This is a genomic window from Herbidospora sakaeratensis (assembly GCF_001570525.1).
GTDB classification, from domain to species: Bacteria; Actinomycetota; Actinomycetes; order Streptosporangiales; family Streptosporangiaceae; genus Herbidospora; species Herbidospora sakaeratensis.
The window spans coordinates 408632-422743 of record NZ_BBXC01000007.1 but is presented as its reverse complement, the minus strand read 5'-3'; the positions used below and the strand labels follow the sequence as shown (position 1 = coordinate 422743).

At 71.4% G+C, this 14112-nt stretch carries 14 protein-coding genes and 1 pseudogene; 7 read left to right on the top strand and 8 right to left on the bottom strand.

Annotated elements, in window-relative coordinates:
* From AW271_RS40510 to AW271_RS01785, 3 genes and pseudogenes are all read right to left on the bottom strand, one after another.
* Positions 1 to 290 (bottom strand): annotated as a pseudogene (locus tag AW271_RS40510) (hypothetical protein); the annotation flags it as partial.
* Positions 291 to 346: 56 nt separating this feature from the next.
* On the bottom strand, positions 347 to 1666 hold the full coding sequence (locus AW271_RS01790) for an ABC transporter substrate-binding protein (RefSeq protein WP_062330679.1): 1320 nt from the start codon (positions 1664 to 1666) through the stop codon (positions 347 to 349).
* A gap of 174 nt (positions 1667 to 1840) precedes the next feature.
* A complete protein-coding gene (locus AW271_RS01785; RefSeq protein WP_062330676.1) occupies positions 1841 to 2821 on the bottom strand; it encodes a LacI family DNA-binding transcriptional regulator in 981 nt (326 codons plus the stop codon).
* Between the two features lie 102 nt (positions 2822 to 2923).
* Between AW271_RS01785 and AW271_RS01780 the strand changes: the two genes are divergently transcribed.
* Positions 2924 to 5371 (top strand): GH116 family glycosyl hydrolase, encoded by a 2448-nt coding sequence (locus AW271_RS01780; RefSeq protein WP_062330673.1) that lies wholly within the window; start codon positions 2924 to 2926, stop codon positions 5369 to 5371.
* Here the strand turns inward: AW271_RS01780 and AW271_RS01775 are convergent.
* Positions 5334 to 6338, bottom strand: a complete 1005-nt coding sequence (locus AW271_RS01775; protein ID WP_062330672.1) for a serine hydrolase domain-containing protein — start codon at positions 6336 to 6338, stop codon at positions 5334 to 5336. The genes AW271_RS01780 and AW271_RS01775 overlap by 38 nt on opposite strands.
* Before the next feature lie 54 nt (positions 6339 to 6392).
* Between AW271_RS01775 and AW271_RS01770 the strand changes: the two genes are divergently transcribed.
* Positions 6393 to 6845: a MarR family winged helix-turn-helix transcriptional regulator gene (locus AW271_RS01770; RefSeq protein WP_218007915.1), complete on the top strand. Its 453-nt coding sequence runs from the start codon at positions 6393 to 6395 to the stop codon at positions 6843 to 6845.
* Positions 6846 to 7113: 268 nt separating this feature from the next.
* Here AW271_RS01770 and AW271_RS01765 read toward each other — a convergent pair whose 3' ends face one another.
* Positions 7114 to 7719: a helix-turn-helix domain-containing protein gene (locus tag AW271_RS01765; protein WP_062330668.1), complete on the bottom strand. Its 606-nt coding sequence runs from the start codon at positions 7717 to 7719 to the stop codon at positions 7114 to 7116.
* A 67-nt stretch (positions 7720 to 7786) separates the two neighbouring features.
* On the opposite strand from AW271_RS01765, the gene AW271_RS01760 reads away from it, so the two are divergent.
* The 4 genes from AW271_RS01760 (at position 7787) to AW271_RS01745 (ending at position 11296) form a co-directional block, all read left to right on the top strand.
* Positions 7787 to 8713, top strand: coding sequence for an NAD(P)/FAD-dependent oxidoreductase (locus tag AW271_RS01760; RefSeq protein WP_083975950.1), 927 nt, complete (start codon positions 7787 to 7789; stop codon positions 8711 to 8713).
* A gap of 455 nt (positions 8714 to 9168) precedes the next feature.
* Entirely contained in the window at positions 9169 to 9732 is a 564-nt protein-coding gene (locus AW271_RS39340) for a class I SAM-dependent methyltransferase (RefSeq protein WP_062330662.1), read from the top strand.
* A gap of 29 nt (positions 9733 to 9761) precedes the next feature.
* Complete coding sequence (locus AW271_RS01750) at positions 9762 to 10232, top strand: NUDIX domain-containing protein (RefSeq protein ID WP_062330659.1); 471 nt, start codon at positions 9762 to 9764, stop codon at positions 10230 to 10232.
* A gap of 56 nt (positions 10233 to 10288) precedes the next feature.
* Complete coding sequence (locus tag AW271_RS01745) at positions 10289 to 11296, top strand: alpha/beta hydrolase family protein (RefSeq protein ID WP_062330656.1); 1008 nt, start codon at positions 10289 to 10291, stop codon at positions 11294 to 11296.
* Here AW271_RS01745 and AW271_RS01740 read toward each other — a convergent pair.
* From AW271_RS01740 to AW271_RS01730, 3 genes are read right to left on the bottom strand one after another with little or no spacing between them, the layout of a single operon-like run.
* Entirely contained in the window at positions 11251 to 11514 is a 264-nt protein-coding gene (locus AW271_RS01740) for a hypothetical protein (RefSeq protein ID WP_062330653.1), read from the bottom strand. The two genes, AW271_RS01745 and AW271_RS01740, sit on opposite strands and share 46 nt — an antisense overlap.
* Positions 11511 to 12164 carry a phosphonatase-like hydrolase gene (locus tag AW271_RS01735; protein WP_062330650.1) on the bottom strand — a complete coding sequence of 218 codons (654 nt, stop codon included), beginning with the start codon at positions 12162 to 12164 and terminating at the stop codon, positions 11511 to 11513. Before AW271_RS01735 ends, AW271_RS01740 begins: the two co-directional genes overlap by 4 nt.
* Positions 12161 to 12910 carry a GntR family transcriptional regulator gene (locus AW271_RS01730; RefSeq protein WP_157553852.1) on the bottom strand — a complete coding sequence of 250 codons (750 nt, stop codon included), beginning with the start codon at positions 12908 to 12910 and terminating at the stop codon, positions 12161 to 12163. The genes AW271_RS01735 and AW271_RS01730 overlap by 4 nt, the downstream gene beginning before the upstream one ends.
* Positions 12911 to 13022: 112 nt before the next feature.
* On the opposite strand from AW271_RS01730, the gene AW271_RS01725 reads away from it, so the two are divergent.
* Positions 13023 to 14111 carry a TIGR03364 family FAD-dependent oxidoreductase gene (locus AW271_RS01725; protein ID WP_062330644.1) on the top strand — a complete coding sequence of 363 codons (1089 nt, stop codon included), beginning with the start codon at positions 13023 to 13025 and terminating at the stop codon, positions 14109 to 14111.
* The last annotated feature ends 1 nt before the right edge of the window (position 14112 follow it).

Below are 14112 nucleotides of genomic sequence, written 5' to 3'. Positions count from 1 at the left end.
CGGATCGCCGCGCCGCCGGCGTCGGGTGCGGAACCACGCTGGGGCCGGATCGCCGCGCCGCCGGCGTCGGGTGCGGAACCACGCTGGGGCCGGATCGCCGCGCCGCCGGCGTCGGGTGCGGAACCACGCTGGGGCCGGATCGCCCCGGGGTCGGTGGAGGTCGTGCGGCCCGCGCGCCGATCGTTGCCGTGCGGGGGCCGGGTCGCTGTGAAATCGATGGTGGCCGCGAGACCCGCCCCGAGGGCCGAACCGCGCCGGGGGCGGGTCGTCGCGTGAGTGTTGGTGGTCAAAATGGTCCGCCTTGGGAGGGGAACCGGGTCCGGGTTCAGGGGCCGGACCCGGTCTTTCAGCAGGTGACGATGCCCGTCAGCTCACCCTGCATGGCCTTCAGGCCGTCGGGGACCGTGGTCTCGCCGGCGAAGATCTGCTGGAGGTGGCGCAGGACGGTCGACTCGAACGTGCTGTACTTGGCCGGGGCCGGGTAGGGCACGAGGGTCTCGAACTTGTCGATGCTGTCGTAGTAGAGGTCGCTGTTGGCGGGCGGCACGCCGACCTGGGAGATCGTGTGGGCCACCGAGCGCCGTGACGGGATGGAGTCGCCGGGCTTGTCGGGGGTGCCGACGTAGCCCTTCTCGATCTCGTCGCTGACCGTGAACTTCTGGTATTCCCAGGCCAGGTCGGGGTTCTGCGACGACTTCAGGATCGGGTAGCCGGCGCCGCCGAAGACGGTCTTGTACGTGTCGCCCTTCGGGTAGAGCTGGATGTCGAAGCTCTTGAACCCGGCGGGCAGGAAGGTGGCGATCGGCCAGCGGCCCGCGCCGAACATGGCGATCTGCCCGTTCTGGAAGCGGGTGAAGACGTCGCTCATCGGCATCGGCGCCGGGGCGACGCCCTCCTTGATGAGGTCGTTGAGGAACGTCACGGCCTTGTTGACCTGCGGGGAGTCGGCGGTGGCCTGGCAGACGTCGTCGCTGGTCAGGTTGCCGCCGGCGTTGGCGACCCACGGCATGATGCCGGGGAAGATCTCGTTGCTGGCCCAGGTGAAGCCGTACTGGTCGTTGGTGCCGTCGCCGTTGGTGTCGACGCTCAGCTTCTTGGCGACGGCCTTGAAGTCGTCCCAGGTCCAGTCGGGCTTGGGCGGTTCGACGCCGGCCTTCTGGAAGACGTCGGTGTTGTAGTAGACGACCATGTCGTTCCAGCCGTAGCTGAGGGTGATCACGTCGCCCTTGACGGTGAAGCCGTCGATGAGGCCCTGGGCGATGTCGTCGGTGATGGCCTTGGCCCCGGCGTCCTTCTCCAGGTATTCGTTGATCGGTTTCACGAGTTTGTTGCTGTGCACGAACTGGGCGCCCTCACCGGAGATCACCATCAGGTCGGGCTTCTTGCCCGAGGCGATCAGCGTGGCGACGTTCGCGTAGTAGGTTCCCCAGTTCTCCCCGGTCACGGGGGTGAGGGTGACCTTGACGTCGGGGTGGGCCTTGGTGAAGGCGTCGGCGGTGGCCTTGTTGCCGCTCTCGGCGGCGGGGCCGTAGTTCCAGTAGACGACTTCCAGGGCTTTCGCACCGGTCGACGCCGTCTCCGAGTCGCTTCCGCAACCCGCAAGGGCCGTCGCCGCCAGGGTGGCGGTCGCGCAGGCCAGCGCGACCTTGCGGCGGGGGATGTTCATAGGCCTGCGTCCTTTTTTCCTTGGGGCAGATGCACAACGCGAGCCAGAGCCGCCCTGCGGCCTCGGCACGTGTGGCGTGCGCCACATGAAAGTGCAAGAAATCGATTTCGTCAAGCACTCCGCGAAACGTACCTCATGAAGCCACTGATCAGGCAAGTAACAGGACGGTATCGATTACAGCGATAACGGCGGACGGGCGATCTCGGCCCGCAGCACGACCGTGCGCAGCGGCTGGGTGTCGCCGCCGATGCGCTCCAGCAGCATCGACGCGGCGGTCCGCCCCAGGTGGCGGGCCGGCAGCCGGACCTGCACGACGCTCGACGGCGGCGGCAGCAGGTAGGGCAGTTCGCCGAGCACGGCGACGCCGAAGTCCTCGGGGTCGATGCCGGTCTCGTGCAGGGCCTGAAGTGCGCCGATGGCCATCAGGTTGTTGGTCGTGACGACGGCGTCGGGCGGCTGGACCAGCTCCAGCAGGGCCTTCATCGCGGACCGGCCGCCGTCGACGCGGAAGTTGGCGTGCTGCAGGAAACCGTCGCGGACCAGGGTCTTGCGGGCGGTGACGACCTGCTTCCAGCCGAGGTAGCGGTCTTCGGTCTCCTCGATCCCGGCCGGGCCCGCGATACAGGCGATGCGCCGGAAACCGGCCTCCACCAGCGCGGTCGTGGCGGCGATGCCGGCCGCCCGGTTGTCGATCTTCACGGCGTCGACCGGGTAGGGCGTGGTGCGGTCGACGGCCACGACGGGCCGGCCGAGGGAGGCGATGGCGCCCAGGTCGACCTCGTCGGAGGCGGGCGAGAGGATCACGCCGGCCATCTGCTCGGAGGCGGCGATCTGCAGGTAGCGCAGCTCTTTGGCCGGGTCGTCATCGGTGTTGCAGAGCACGACGGAGAACCCCGACTCCTGGGCGCGGTCTTCGACGCCGCGCGCCAGCGCGGTGAAGAACGGGTTCTCGATGTCGGGCACCAGCAGGCAGATGATCTCCGAACTCTGCTTGCGCAGCCTGCGGGCGGTCTTGTTGGGGGTGAAGCCGAGCTGCTGGGCGGCGTCGCGGACGAGGCGCTGCTTCTCCTCGGAGACGGTGTTGCCGTTGAAAACCCGGGAAACCGTCGCGGGAGAGACCCCGGCGAGCGCCGCAACCTCGTAAATCGTCGCCATAGCGCCACACCATACCTGCGCTTGACACCCCTGATGAGCTCGTCTAGCGTGCCTGAAATCGATTTCAAGACCAACGAAATCCAACCTGGAAAGGCGGGGGCCGTGAAGCGGTACTCCGGGGAGGCCCGGCGCGCGGTCGCGTTCCCTCTCGGCGGCTTCGGCACCGGACACGTGGCGCTGGCCGGAGACGGGGCGTTGCGGCAGTGGCAACTCGGCGGGGTGCCCAACCATCGGGGCTTCCTGCCCGACAGCTTCTTCGCGCTGCGGGTCTCCTCGACCGAGCCGCCGGACGACGTGGTGCGCCTGCTGCGCGGCGACCCGGTGCCGCCCGGCGCCGACCCGGCGCCCAACGTCTCGGACACCGAGGTGCCCGACCTGGGACGACTCCCGTCGTGGCCGACCGTGACGGCGACCAAGTTCGAGGCGGCCTACCCCTTCGCCGAGGTCGCCTACCTGGACGACGCGCTGCCGGTGGCGGTGTCGATGTCGGCGTTCACCCCGTTCGTGCCACTCGACGCCGACGCGAGTTCGCTGCCGCTGGTGCGCTACCGCTTCACGGTGACCAACACCAGCGCCGAGTTCCGGCACGGCTTCCTGCTGGGCGCGCTGCAGAACGCGGTCGGCTGGGACGGGGTCACCCCCATCGACGGCACCCGCGGCGCGGGCTACGGCGGCAACGTGAACCGGCTGCTCAGGAGGCCCGGGCAGACCGGGGTGCTGATGGACAACCCCTCGCTCGGCGAGACCGACGAGGGCTACGGCGAGATGTTGTTGTGGACCGACGCCCCGGCCGTCGCCTTCCCCCGGGCGGTCGGCGCCGAGGCGGTGCTGCGCTTCGCCGAGACGGTCAAGCTGGTCACGCCGGTGCAGCTGGGCGACTTCTCCGACGCCGCGTTGCGGGCCGCGCTGGCCGACGGCGCCTCTCCCCTGCGGGCGCCCGCCGGGCCGAGCCCGGCCGGGTTCACCTGGGACGCCGCCGTGGCCGCCGCCTTCGCGCTGGCGCCGGGCGAGACCGCGACGATCGATTTCGTGCACGCCTGGTGGTTCCCCAACCGGTTCGCCGACTTCGACCGCTTCGGTCCCACACCGTCCTATGCGGGCAGTCGGTTCTGGGTGGGCAACCACTACGCGACCCGGTTCGGGGGCGCGGTCGACGTGCTCGACGCCTACCTGGCCGACCGCGACCACCTCGACGCGACGTCGCGGGCGTGGGCGTCGGCGGTCGCCGACAGCGACCTCCCGGAGATCCTCAAGGATGTGATCTCGGCGCAGGGCACGCTGGTGCGGTCGCCCTCGTTGTTCCGGACCGCCGACGGGCGCGCCTACGGGTTCGAGGGGGCGCTGGGGGCGTCCACCCGGAACTGGAACGGGGACGTGGGCGGGTCGTGCCCGCTGAACTGCAACCACGTCTTCAACTACGAGCAGGCGCTGGCCCGGCTGTTCCCCTCGCTCGGGCGGGACATGCGGGAGACGGAGTTCGCGATCCAGGCCGCCGACGGGTCGATCCCCCATCGGGTGGCGCTGCCGCTCTACCTGCCGCAGTACCACGACGTCGCGATCGGGGGGCCGGTCCGGCCGGCGCTCGACGGGATGCTGGGGGCGGTGCTCAAGACGTACAGGTCGGTTCTGGACGGATCGGGCCTCGGCTGGCTCCGCGAGCAGTGGCCCGCGCTGCGGCGGCTCATGGAGCACGTCACCCGCACCTGGGACCCGGACGGAACCGGCATCCTGCGCGGCGACCAGCCCTGCACCTACGACATCAGCCTGCACGGACCGAACATGTTCGTCGGCGGATTGTGGCTCGCGGCGCTGCGCGCGATGGAGGAGATGGCGCGGCTCGTGGAACCCGCGCTGGCTGCCGGTTTCGCGAAACTCTTCACGCTCGGGCGCGACGGCTACGACACGTTGTTGTGGACGGGCGAGTACTACGGCCAGCCCGACACCGGCGAGGAGCACGACTTCGGGCAGGGGTGCCTGTCGGACCAGCTGCTCGGTCAGTGGTGGGCGCACCAGCTGAACCTGGGGTACATCCTGCCCGCCGACCGGGTCAGGACCGCTTTGAAATCGATCGTGCGGTACAACCTGCGCACCGGTTTCGAGCCCCACGGTTACCGCTCGTTCGCCGACGGAACCGAAACCGGGCTGGTCGTCTGCACCTGGCCGCACGGCGGACGGCCCGCCGTGCCGCTGCGCTACTGCGACGAGGTGTGGACCGGCGTGGAGTATCAGGTGGCGGCGAGCTGCCTGTACGAGGGCCTGCCGGACGAGGCGTTCCGCATCCTCGACGGCCTGCGGGAACGCTACGACGGCACTCGCCGCAACCCGTTCAACGAGATCGAGTGCGGCGACCACTACGTGCGCGCGATGGCCGGCTGGTCGCTGCTCGACGCCTACACGGGCTTCCGGCACGACCCCGCGACCGGCGAGGTCACGGCCACCCGGCCGGGCCGGTTCCCGGTGGTCGCGGGCACGACGTGGGGCGTGCTGAACGTGTCCGCGGACGGGACGGCGGCTATCGACGTCCTCGGATCCGGTACAGCGCCTCGTTGAGCGCGGGCCAGCGCGGATCGGGCCCGGCCGGGGTGAGCAGGGTGCGGCTCGGGGTGAACGCGAAGGCGAAACCCTCGTCGGGATCGGCGAAGGCCAGCGCTCCCCCGGATCCGCTGTGGCCGAAGGCGCGCGGGTTCGGGGAGAACGGCCGGGTCGGGTTGGCGAGCATGAACCCCAGCCCGAACCGGGTCTCCGAGCCGAGCACCTCGTCGTGCCCCTCGCTCCGGGGCTCGATCATCTCGGCCAGGTTCGGCCGGGTCAGCAGCTCGCCGTAGAGCGTGGCGAGGGCACGGGCGTGGGCGTGCACGTTGGCGGCCGGGATCTGCGCCGCCCGCCATCTGGCGGTGTTGGGCAGCCCGGGGGTCAGCTGCTCGGCGGGGTTCGCAAACGTTTTCACGGTGAGCTCGCTTGCGGTCATCCGCGGCGGCGGCCCGTGCGACTCGGGCGGCAGCACGTCCCTGACCGGCGTGTTTCCGGTCAGCCCGACGCTGAGCCCGTCGATACCCAGATCCTGGACGAGCTCCCTGACGGTCCGCCCCGTCGCCCGCCGCAGCACCTCACCGACCAGCCAGCCGAACGTGACGGCGTGGTAGCCGTGCCGCTCCCCCGGCGGCCACCACGGGCGTTCGGCGGCGAGGGCCTCGGTCATGACGGTCCAGTCGAAGAGCGCTCCGTCGGGGAGGTCGCGGCGGATCGCGGGCAGGCCGGCGCGGTGGGAGAGCAGGTCGGCGACCGTGCAGTCGGTGGTGAACTCGGGCCACCAGTCGCGGACGGGCCGGTCGAGGCCGGTGAGATGACGGTGGGCGAGCGCGGCGACCACGCCCTTGCCGACGGAGAAGACGTTGACGACGTCGTCACGGGACCAGTCGCCGGCCCATTCGTCGACGACGAGCTCGCCGTCGCGGCAGACGGCCAGGGCCGCGCCGCCGGGGGCGGCGGTGACGATCTGCTTGAAGAGGTCTCTCATGATTTCCTTCAACCTTGGTTGTGCAACCTTGGTTGAGTATCGGAGGATGCGGACGTGCCGTCAAGAGATCTCACCCTGCTGTTCACCGCCCTCGCCGCCGCCTGCGACGAACGGGTCCGGGGGCGGATGGCCGGGGCGGGACATCCGGAGGTGCGCTCGGTGCACGGGTACGTGTTCCAGCACCTGCTCACCGGGCCTATCCGGATCACCGACCTGGCCGGGCTGCTGGGGATGACGCCGCAGGGGGCGTCCAAGGTCGCGGCCGAGATGGAGCGGATCGGGTACGTGACCCGGCGGGTGTCGGGTGATGACCAGCGGGTGCGCGCCCTCGAACTGACCGAACGGGGCCGCGAGGCGATCGAGGCGGGGCGGGCGGCCCGGCAGGCGGTGACGGAGGAACTGCTCGCCGACCTGGCCGACCCCGAGCCGTTTCTCGACGCGCTGGACGTGCTGTCGGACCGAACGGGGGCGTTGCGCGACCTCATGGCCCGGCGCCTGCGCCCCTGACTGGCCAACCGGCCCGTTCAGACGCACTGGACGTGCTGTCGGACCGGTCAGGAGCGCTGCGCGACCTCATGGCCCGGCGCCTGCGCCCCTGACTCGTCAACCGGCCCGTTCATATGCGGCGGACACGCCATCGGACCGGACGGGAGCGCTGCGCGACCTCATGGCCCGGCACCGGCGCCCCCGACCGTTCAACCGGCCCGTTCAGACGCGGTGGACACGCCGTCGAACCGGACGGGAGCATTGCGCGACCTCATGGCCCGGCGCCTGTTCAGTCGAGGTGGTCGGCCTCCCTGGCCTTCTTCGGCCGGGCCCGTAGGTGCATGCGTTCGCCCTGGGTGCCGAACAGGCTCAGGAACTCGACCGGTTCGTCGCCGGCGACCCCGAACCAGTGGGGCACCCGCGTGTCGAACTCCGCCGCCTCGCCCGGCTCCATGATCACGTCGTGTTCGCCGAGGATCACTCGCATGCGCCCGTTGAGGATGTAGAGCCATTCGTACCCTTCGTGCGTCTTCAGCTCCGGTTCCGCGCTGCGGTCGCCGGGGGCAAGAATGATCTTGTACGCCTGAATGCCGCCCGCCCGCCTCGTCAGCGGCAACATGGTCAGGCCGTTGCGGAACGTCGGGCGCAGATGGACCCGCGGATCGCCGGTCGCCGGGGCGTCGACGAGTTCGTCGAGGGTGACCCCGTGGGCGCGGGCCAGCGGCAGCAGTTGTTCGAGCGTGGGCCGCCGCGCGCCCGACTCCAGGCGCGACAACGTGCTGACCGAGATCCCGGTCGCCTCCGCGAGCGCCGCCAGGGTGGTCTCCCGTTCCTTGCGCAGCGCCCGCAGCCGGGGGCCGACCGCGTCGAGGGCCTGGCCGATGTCGTCCGTCATGTCTGCGAGTTTGCCATATCGGCAAACAAGTTTGCACATCCGCCGTCATGTCCCGCACAGTTGCGGCATGAGAGAAACCTACGACGTAGTTGTGGTCGGCGGCGGCCCGGCCGGGCTCAACGGGGCCCTCATGCTGGCCCGGTCCCGCCGATCGGTCCTGGTCATCGACGCCGGCGAGCCGCGCAACGCGCCCGCCGAGGCGGTCCACGGACTGTTCGCCCACGACGGCACCCCGCCCGCCGAACTGCTGGCCAGGGGAAGGGCCGAAGTCGAACGGTACGGCGGCCACGTCACCACCGGCTCGGTCGTCGGCGTGACCCCGGGGTTCACCGTGACCCTGGCCGACGGACGCCAGGTCGGCGCGCGCCGCCTGCTGGTCACGACCGGCCTGACCGACGTCCTGCCCGAGATCGGGGGCCTGCGGGAACGGTGGGGCCGGGACGCCGTCCACTGCCCGTACTGTCATGGCTGGGAGATCGGGGACCGCGCGATCGGCGTGCTGGCCACCACCTCCATGGGCCTCCACCAGGCGATGATGTTCCGCCAGCTCAGCGACGACGTGACCCTCTTCACCGCCGAGCCGCCCGCAGAGGAGCAGGCGGTGGAGTTGAGCGCCCGGGGCATCCGGGTGGTGGTCGGCGAGGTCGAGGCGCTGGAGATCGCCGACGACCGCATCACCGGCGTCCGCCTGAAGGACGGCACCGTCGTGCCCCGCGACGCCGTGGTGGTCGGCACCCGGCTGGAGGCGCGGGTGGGCTTCCTGGAGTCGCTCGGCCTCAAGGCCGTCCCGCACCCCGGCGGCTTCGGCGAGCACATCCCGGCCGCGCCCGACGGCCAGACCGACGTGCCCGGGGTGTGGGTGGCGGGGAACGTCACCGACCTGATGGCCCAGGTGGGGGCGTCGGCCTCGGCGGGCGCGCTGGCGGGCGCCCGCATCAACGGCGACCTCATCGCGGAGGAGACCCGCCAGGCGGTCGCGGCGGCGACGTCATGAAAAATCCGGACACCCATCGACCCGAGGCGACCATGACCACACCGGAACAGCACAAGAACACCACCGATGAACTCGGCCACCGGCCGGAGGGTGGTGACACGCAGCACGGACTGGACCCGGAGCGCGGCGAGGAACACAACCTCGGCACCAGCCCGGGATCCGGCCGACAGCACATCCCAGAGCACGATCATCGGCATGGGCGGGGCGAGCGGCAGGAGGATGGCGCGGAGCACGGCGGACGACACGACCGCGTCGACCCCCATGAGCCCGGCCAAGAGCAGGCCGAACAGCGCGAGCAGCGGCATGAAACCGGCCGCGACCACGGCCACAACCATGGGCACGGCCACGGGCCCGACCATGAGCACCACCACGAGCCCGGCCATGGGCACGGCCACGAGTCCGGCCATGGGGGCGTACATGGGCATGGGCACGGTGCGCATCCCGATCATGATGAGGTGTTCGATCGGGACTTCTGGGAGAACAAGTACCGGACCTCCGACCCCAGAGCCCTGCGCCACGAGCCCAACCCCTACCTGCTCGACGTCGCCCGGTCGCTCACCCCGGGCCGGGTCCTCGACGCCGGGTGCGGGCCGGGCGCCGAGGCCATCTGGCTGGCGCGCCGGGGTTGGGAGGTCACGGCGGTCGACATCTCCGAGGTGGCTCTCGGCCACGCCCGGGCTCTCGCCGAGGAGGAGGATCCCGAGGTCGCCAAGAGGATCACCTGGCAGCAGGTCGATCTGACCGCCTGGACCGCACCCGCCGACGGATACGACCTGGTCTGCACCAACTACGTCCACGCGCTGGAGGACATCGTTCCCCAACTGGCCGCCGCCGTCCGGCCCGGTGGCACGTTGCTGGTCGTCGACCACTTCGACATTCTGGCCGTGCTCGATCCGGCCGAGTGGCGGGCCATCCCGCTCGTGGCGGAGTCGCGGGTGGTGCCGGCCTTCGACGGCACGGAGACGGTTCTCGACGACCGGGTGATGGCCGCGGTCAAGATCGGGAGAGGCGCGCCCTGACGTCCGGCGTGGTGGTGTAGAACGGGACGATGGCAGCCTTGAGGAGTCTGGCGGCGACCGTCTGGCGGGCGATCGGGGGCGCGGTGCAGTGGCGCCTGCTCTGGTTGTCGCAGGCGACGTTCATGGTCGGGGTGGTGGGTGTCGTCCGTGACGACGACGGCCGGGTCCTGCTGCTGAAGCACCGGTTCTGGCCCGAGGGTCGCCAGTGGGGGTTGCCGACGGGATACGCCAAACGCGGCGAGACCTTCGAGGACACCGTCGCGCGGGAGGTCATGGAGGAGACGGGGCTGAAGGCCCGGGTCACCCGGCTGGTGCGGGTCGAGAGCGGGTTCCGGTTGCGGGTCGAGATCGCCTACGAGGGCGAGCTGCTCGGCGGGACCCTGGCGCTCGACCCGACCGAGATCCTGGAAGCCGGCTGGTTCCCCGAGGAGGCGCTGCCCCACGAGCTGATGCCGGGCCACCGTCTTCTGGTCGCCGCGACCTCCGCCGGAAGTCGGTAGCGCCGGCTGACCTTCGGCGCTGACGACGAGCGGCGGCGGCGCGGGACGGTGGGCTCATGGACATCCTCACCGTCGGCGCGCTGGTGAGCGGCCTCGTCACCGCGCCGTCCCTGCCCGCTCCCACCGGCCCGCACCCCGTCGGCGCGAGGGCGCTGCACCTCGTCGACCGGTCGCGGCCCGATCCGTGGGTGCCGGCGTCCGGTCCGCGGCAGCTCATGGTGACGGTCTGGTATCCGGCGCTCTCCTCGAAGGGCCGGCCGTTCCGGTACGTCACCACGGCCGAGTCGGCCAACATCCTGGCCCGCGTCCCCGGGGCAGACGACATCCCGCCGGGGGTGCTGGCCACGACCCGCACCCATGCCCAGTCGGGCGCCCCGATGGTCAGGGGGAAGCTGCCGCTCGTGGTGTTGTCACCCGGTTTCTCCTTTCCCCGGGCCACCCTGACGTCGCTCGGCGAGGACCTGGCCAGCCGGGGTTACCTGGTGGCGGCGGTCGAGCACACGTACGAGTCGGTGGGCACGACCTTTCCCGACGGGCGCACGACCACGTGCGTGGTGTGCGAACGTGCGCAGACGAGGGAGCTCGGCGCGCAGGTCTCGGCCGGGCGGGTCAGGGACCTGACGTTCGTCGTCGATCAGGTGAAGAGGCGGTTCGGCGTCGACGGGGTCGCGGTCGCGGGTCATTCGATGGGCGGCAACGCCGCCGTGCACACGATGGCGGCCCGGCCGTCGATCCGGGCCGCCGTCGACTTCGACGGCACCCTGCTGCCCGACGCGCCGCCGTTGCCCGGGCCGGTGCTGCTAATGGGCGCGGTGCGGACCGACACGACCTGGCCGCCCGTCCGGGCGAAGCCGAAGACGTGGCTGGAGGTGTCCGGCGCCGACCACTCGTCCTTCACCGACTACGCGGTCCTCCGGGGGCAGGTGGGGCTGCCGTCCCAGCCGCTCGACGGCGCGCGGGCCGTCGAGATCACCCGGACGTACACGGCCTGGTTCCTGGACCGGCACCTGCGCGGCCGTCAGGTTCCGGAGCCGGAGTTCCCCGAGGTCCGCAGGCGCGCCTGAACCCCGTGGTCGGCGAGGACGTCGCGGAGCAGGGCGCGGCAGGCGGCGTCCTCGTCGCGGAAGACCCGCAGGCCGGACCGCTGGCCGCGTTCGCTGTAGTAGACGTGCCAGCCGTCGGCCGCCTCGACGAGGCAGTAACGTTCGTCGAGGTCGCGTCCGATGGAGTGCACGTCGACGCCCAGAGACGCGAGGTGCGCGGCGAGCTCGGCGGCGGTCATGCGCCCGCCCGGGGCAGGACGAGATCGGGGATCTGGGCGACGCCCGGCAGGAGGTGGGTGTGCGCCACCGGGCCCAGGTCGTGGGCGTTCTGGGCGCCGGTCAACACGCCGATCACCATGGCCGCGCCCGCGTTGGCGCCCGCCTCCAGGTCGCGGACGGTGTCGCCGGCGGTGAGCACGCGGCGGACGTCGGTCACGCCCGTCGCCTCCATCGCACGGAAGATCATGTAGGGCGCCGGACGGCCCGCCGGGACGTCGTCCACGCAGATCACCGCGTCGAAGAAGCCGGTCCAGCCCACCGACTCCAGCAGCGCCGTCGTCACCTCGCGGTCGAAGCCGGTCGTCAGGGCCACTTTCACGCCCGCGGCGCGCAGCCGGGTCACCGCCTCCGGCACGCCGGGCAGCGGGAACGGCGGCTTCGACGCGTAGAGCGCGGACAGGCGGGCGCGGAAGTCGAGGTAGACCGCCTCGGAGGGCGCGCCGAGGAGGGCGGCGATGGCCTCGCGTTTGTCGGCGCCCATCCAGCGGTTGACGTCGGCGTCGGTCGGGGTGGCGCCGGCGGCGCGGACGGCGGCCTCCAGGGCGTCGTACACGGAACCGTGTTCTTCGACGGTGGTGCCGGCGATGTCGAGGACGACGAGTTCGATCATGAGACCAGTCCTTGGGTGCGCAGCAGGGCCGGGCGGGCCTGCTGGGAGTTCTCGACGGTGAAGGAGACGGCGTCGGGGCGGTAGCGGTCGTCGGAGTACTCGATCGGTTCGCCGGCCGCCGACGAGGTGTGGCGGCGTTCGCGGAGCAGGGCGGCTCCGGCGGGGATCTCGAGGAGTTCGGCGTCGGTGGGGTCGGCGTTGACGGCGTCGATGACGTGGCGGCCGCGGGCCAGGTCGACGCCCTGGCCGCTCAGGTAGGCGAAGATCGAGCCGGTGTCGCAGTCGTGGTCGAACAGCAGGCGGCCGACCGGCCAGACGAAGGTGGTGCGCTCGATCATCACCGGCACGCCGTCGAGCAGGCGCAGGCGCAGCAGTTCGACGACCGGTTCGCCCTCGGACAACGACAGCGCCTCGGCCGCCTCGGGCGAGACGGCGCGGCGGGCGATCTCAATAGTGCGCTGGCCGGGGGTGCGGCCCAGGTCCCGGGCCCAGCGGGAGAACGACAGGAACGTCTCGAACGGCTGGCTGACCGCCGTCGACCGGACCACGGGCGGCTTGCCCTGGCCGCCGCCGATCAGGCCGTCGGCGCGCAGCGCCGCCAGGGCCTGGCGCACGGGCGCGCGGGACGCGCCCCACTGGTCGCACAACTGTGACTCCGATGGCAGGGCCGAGCCGATCGCCAGGTCGCCGGAGGCGATGCGGTGGCGGAGATCGGCCGCGATCCGTTCGTGCAGGGGACCATCCATGTCACCTGACATTACAGGCATGAAGGCATCACATCCTGCCGAAATGACGGGCAAACGAACTCCGGGTGACAGGTGTTGACGAGGGTGCCCGAAGGCAAGCACCGTACCTGTCATGACAAGTTATGTGGATGTCGTGGTGGTGGGTGCGGGCATCGTCGGGCTGGCGCACGCGGTCGACGCGGTGCGCCGGGGCCTGACGGTCGCCGTCGTCGAACGGGACGGGCACGCGACCGGCGCGTCGATCCGCAACTTCGGTCACGGGTGCGTGACCGCGCAGGCCGGGGCGGCCCTCGGCTACGCGATCGACGCCCGGGCCACCTGGGTGCGGCTGGCCCGGGAGGCCGGGTTCTGGCTCCGGGAGTCGGGCACGGTGCTGGCCGCGCGGCACGACGACGAGATGGCCGTCCTGGAGGAGTTCCGGGAGGAGCGGGGCGACCAGGTCGTGCTGCTGCCCGCCGGGAAGGTGCCGGTGGAGGCGGTCGGCGGGGCGCTGTTCCCGCTCGACATCCGAGTCGACCCGCGTGAGGCCGTCGGCGCGGTCGCCCGGTGGCTGGCCGGCCAGGGCGTCACCTTCCTCTGGGAGACCAGCGTGCACACCATCGAGCCGGGCCTGGTCGGCACCTCCCGGGGGCCGATCACGGCCAAGGCGGTGGTGGTCTGCGTCGGGCACGACGTCGACCGGCACTTCCCCGACCTGTCGCGGCGGTTCGGGGTCCGGCGCTGCGCCCTGCACATGCTCCGGGTCGCCAACCCGGTTCCGCACGACTTCGACCCGGCGGTGCTGACCGGTTTCTCCATGCTCCGCTACGACGGGTTCGCCACCCTGCCGACCGCGCCGAAGGTGCGGGCCCGGCTCGAAGCCGAAAGCCCTCATCTGGTGGACGCGGGCCTGAACCTCATGTTCACCCAGCGGCCCGACGGCGACCTCACCATCGGGGACACCCACCGCTACGCGACGACGCTCGACCCGTTCAACGCCGAGGAACTCGACCGGTTCGTGCTCGACGAGATCGCCCGCCTGCTCGGGGTGGCCCGCCTCGACGTGCGGGAACGCTGGCGCGGCGTGTACGCCTCGGCCGACCGGCCGTTCCTCGACGTCTCCCCCGTGCCCGGTGTCCGGGTGGTCTCGGTGACCTCCGGAATCGGCATGACCACCGCGTTCGGGCTCGCACCCCGCGTGCTCGACGAATTGCTCACCTGAC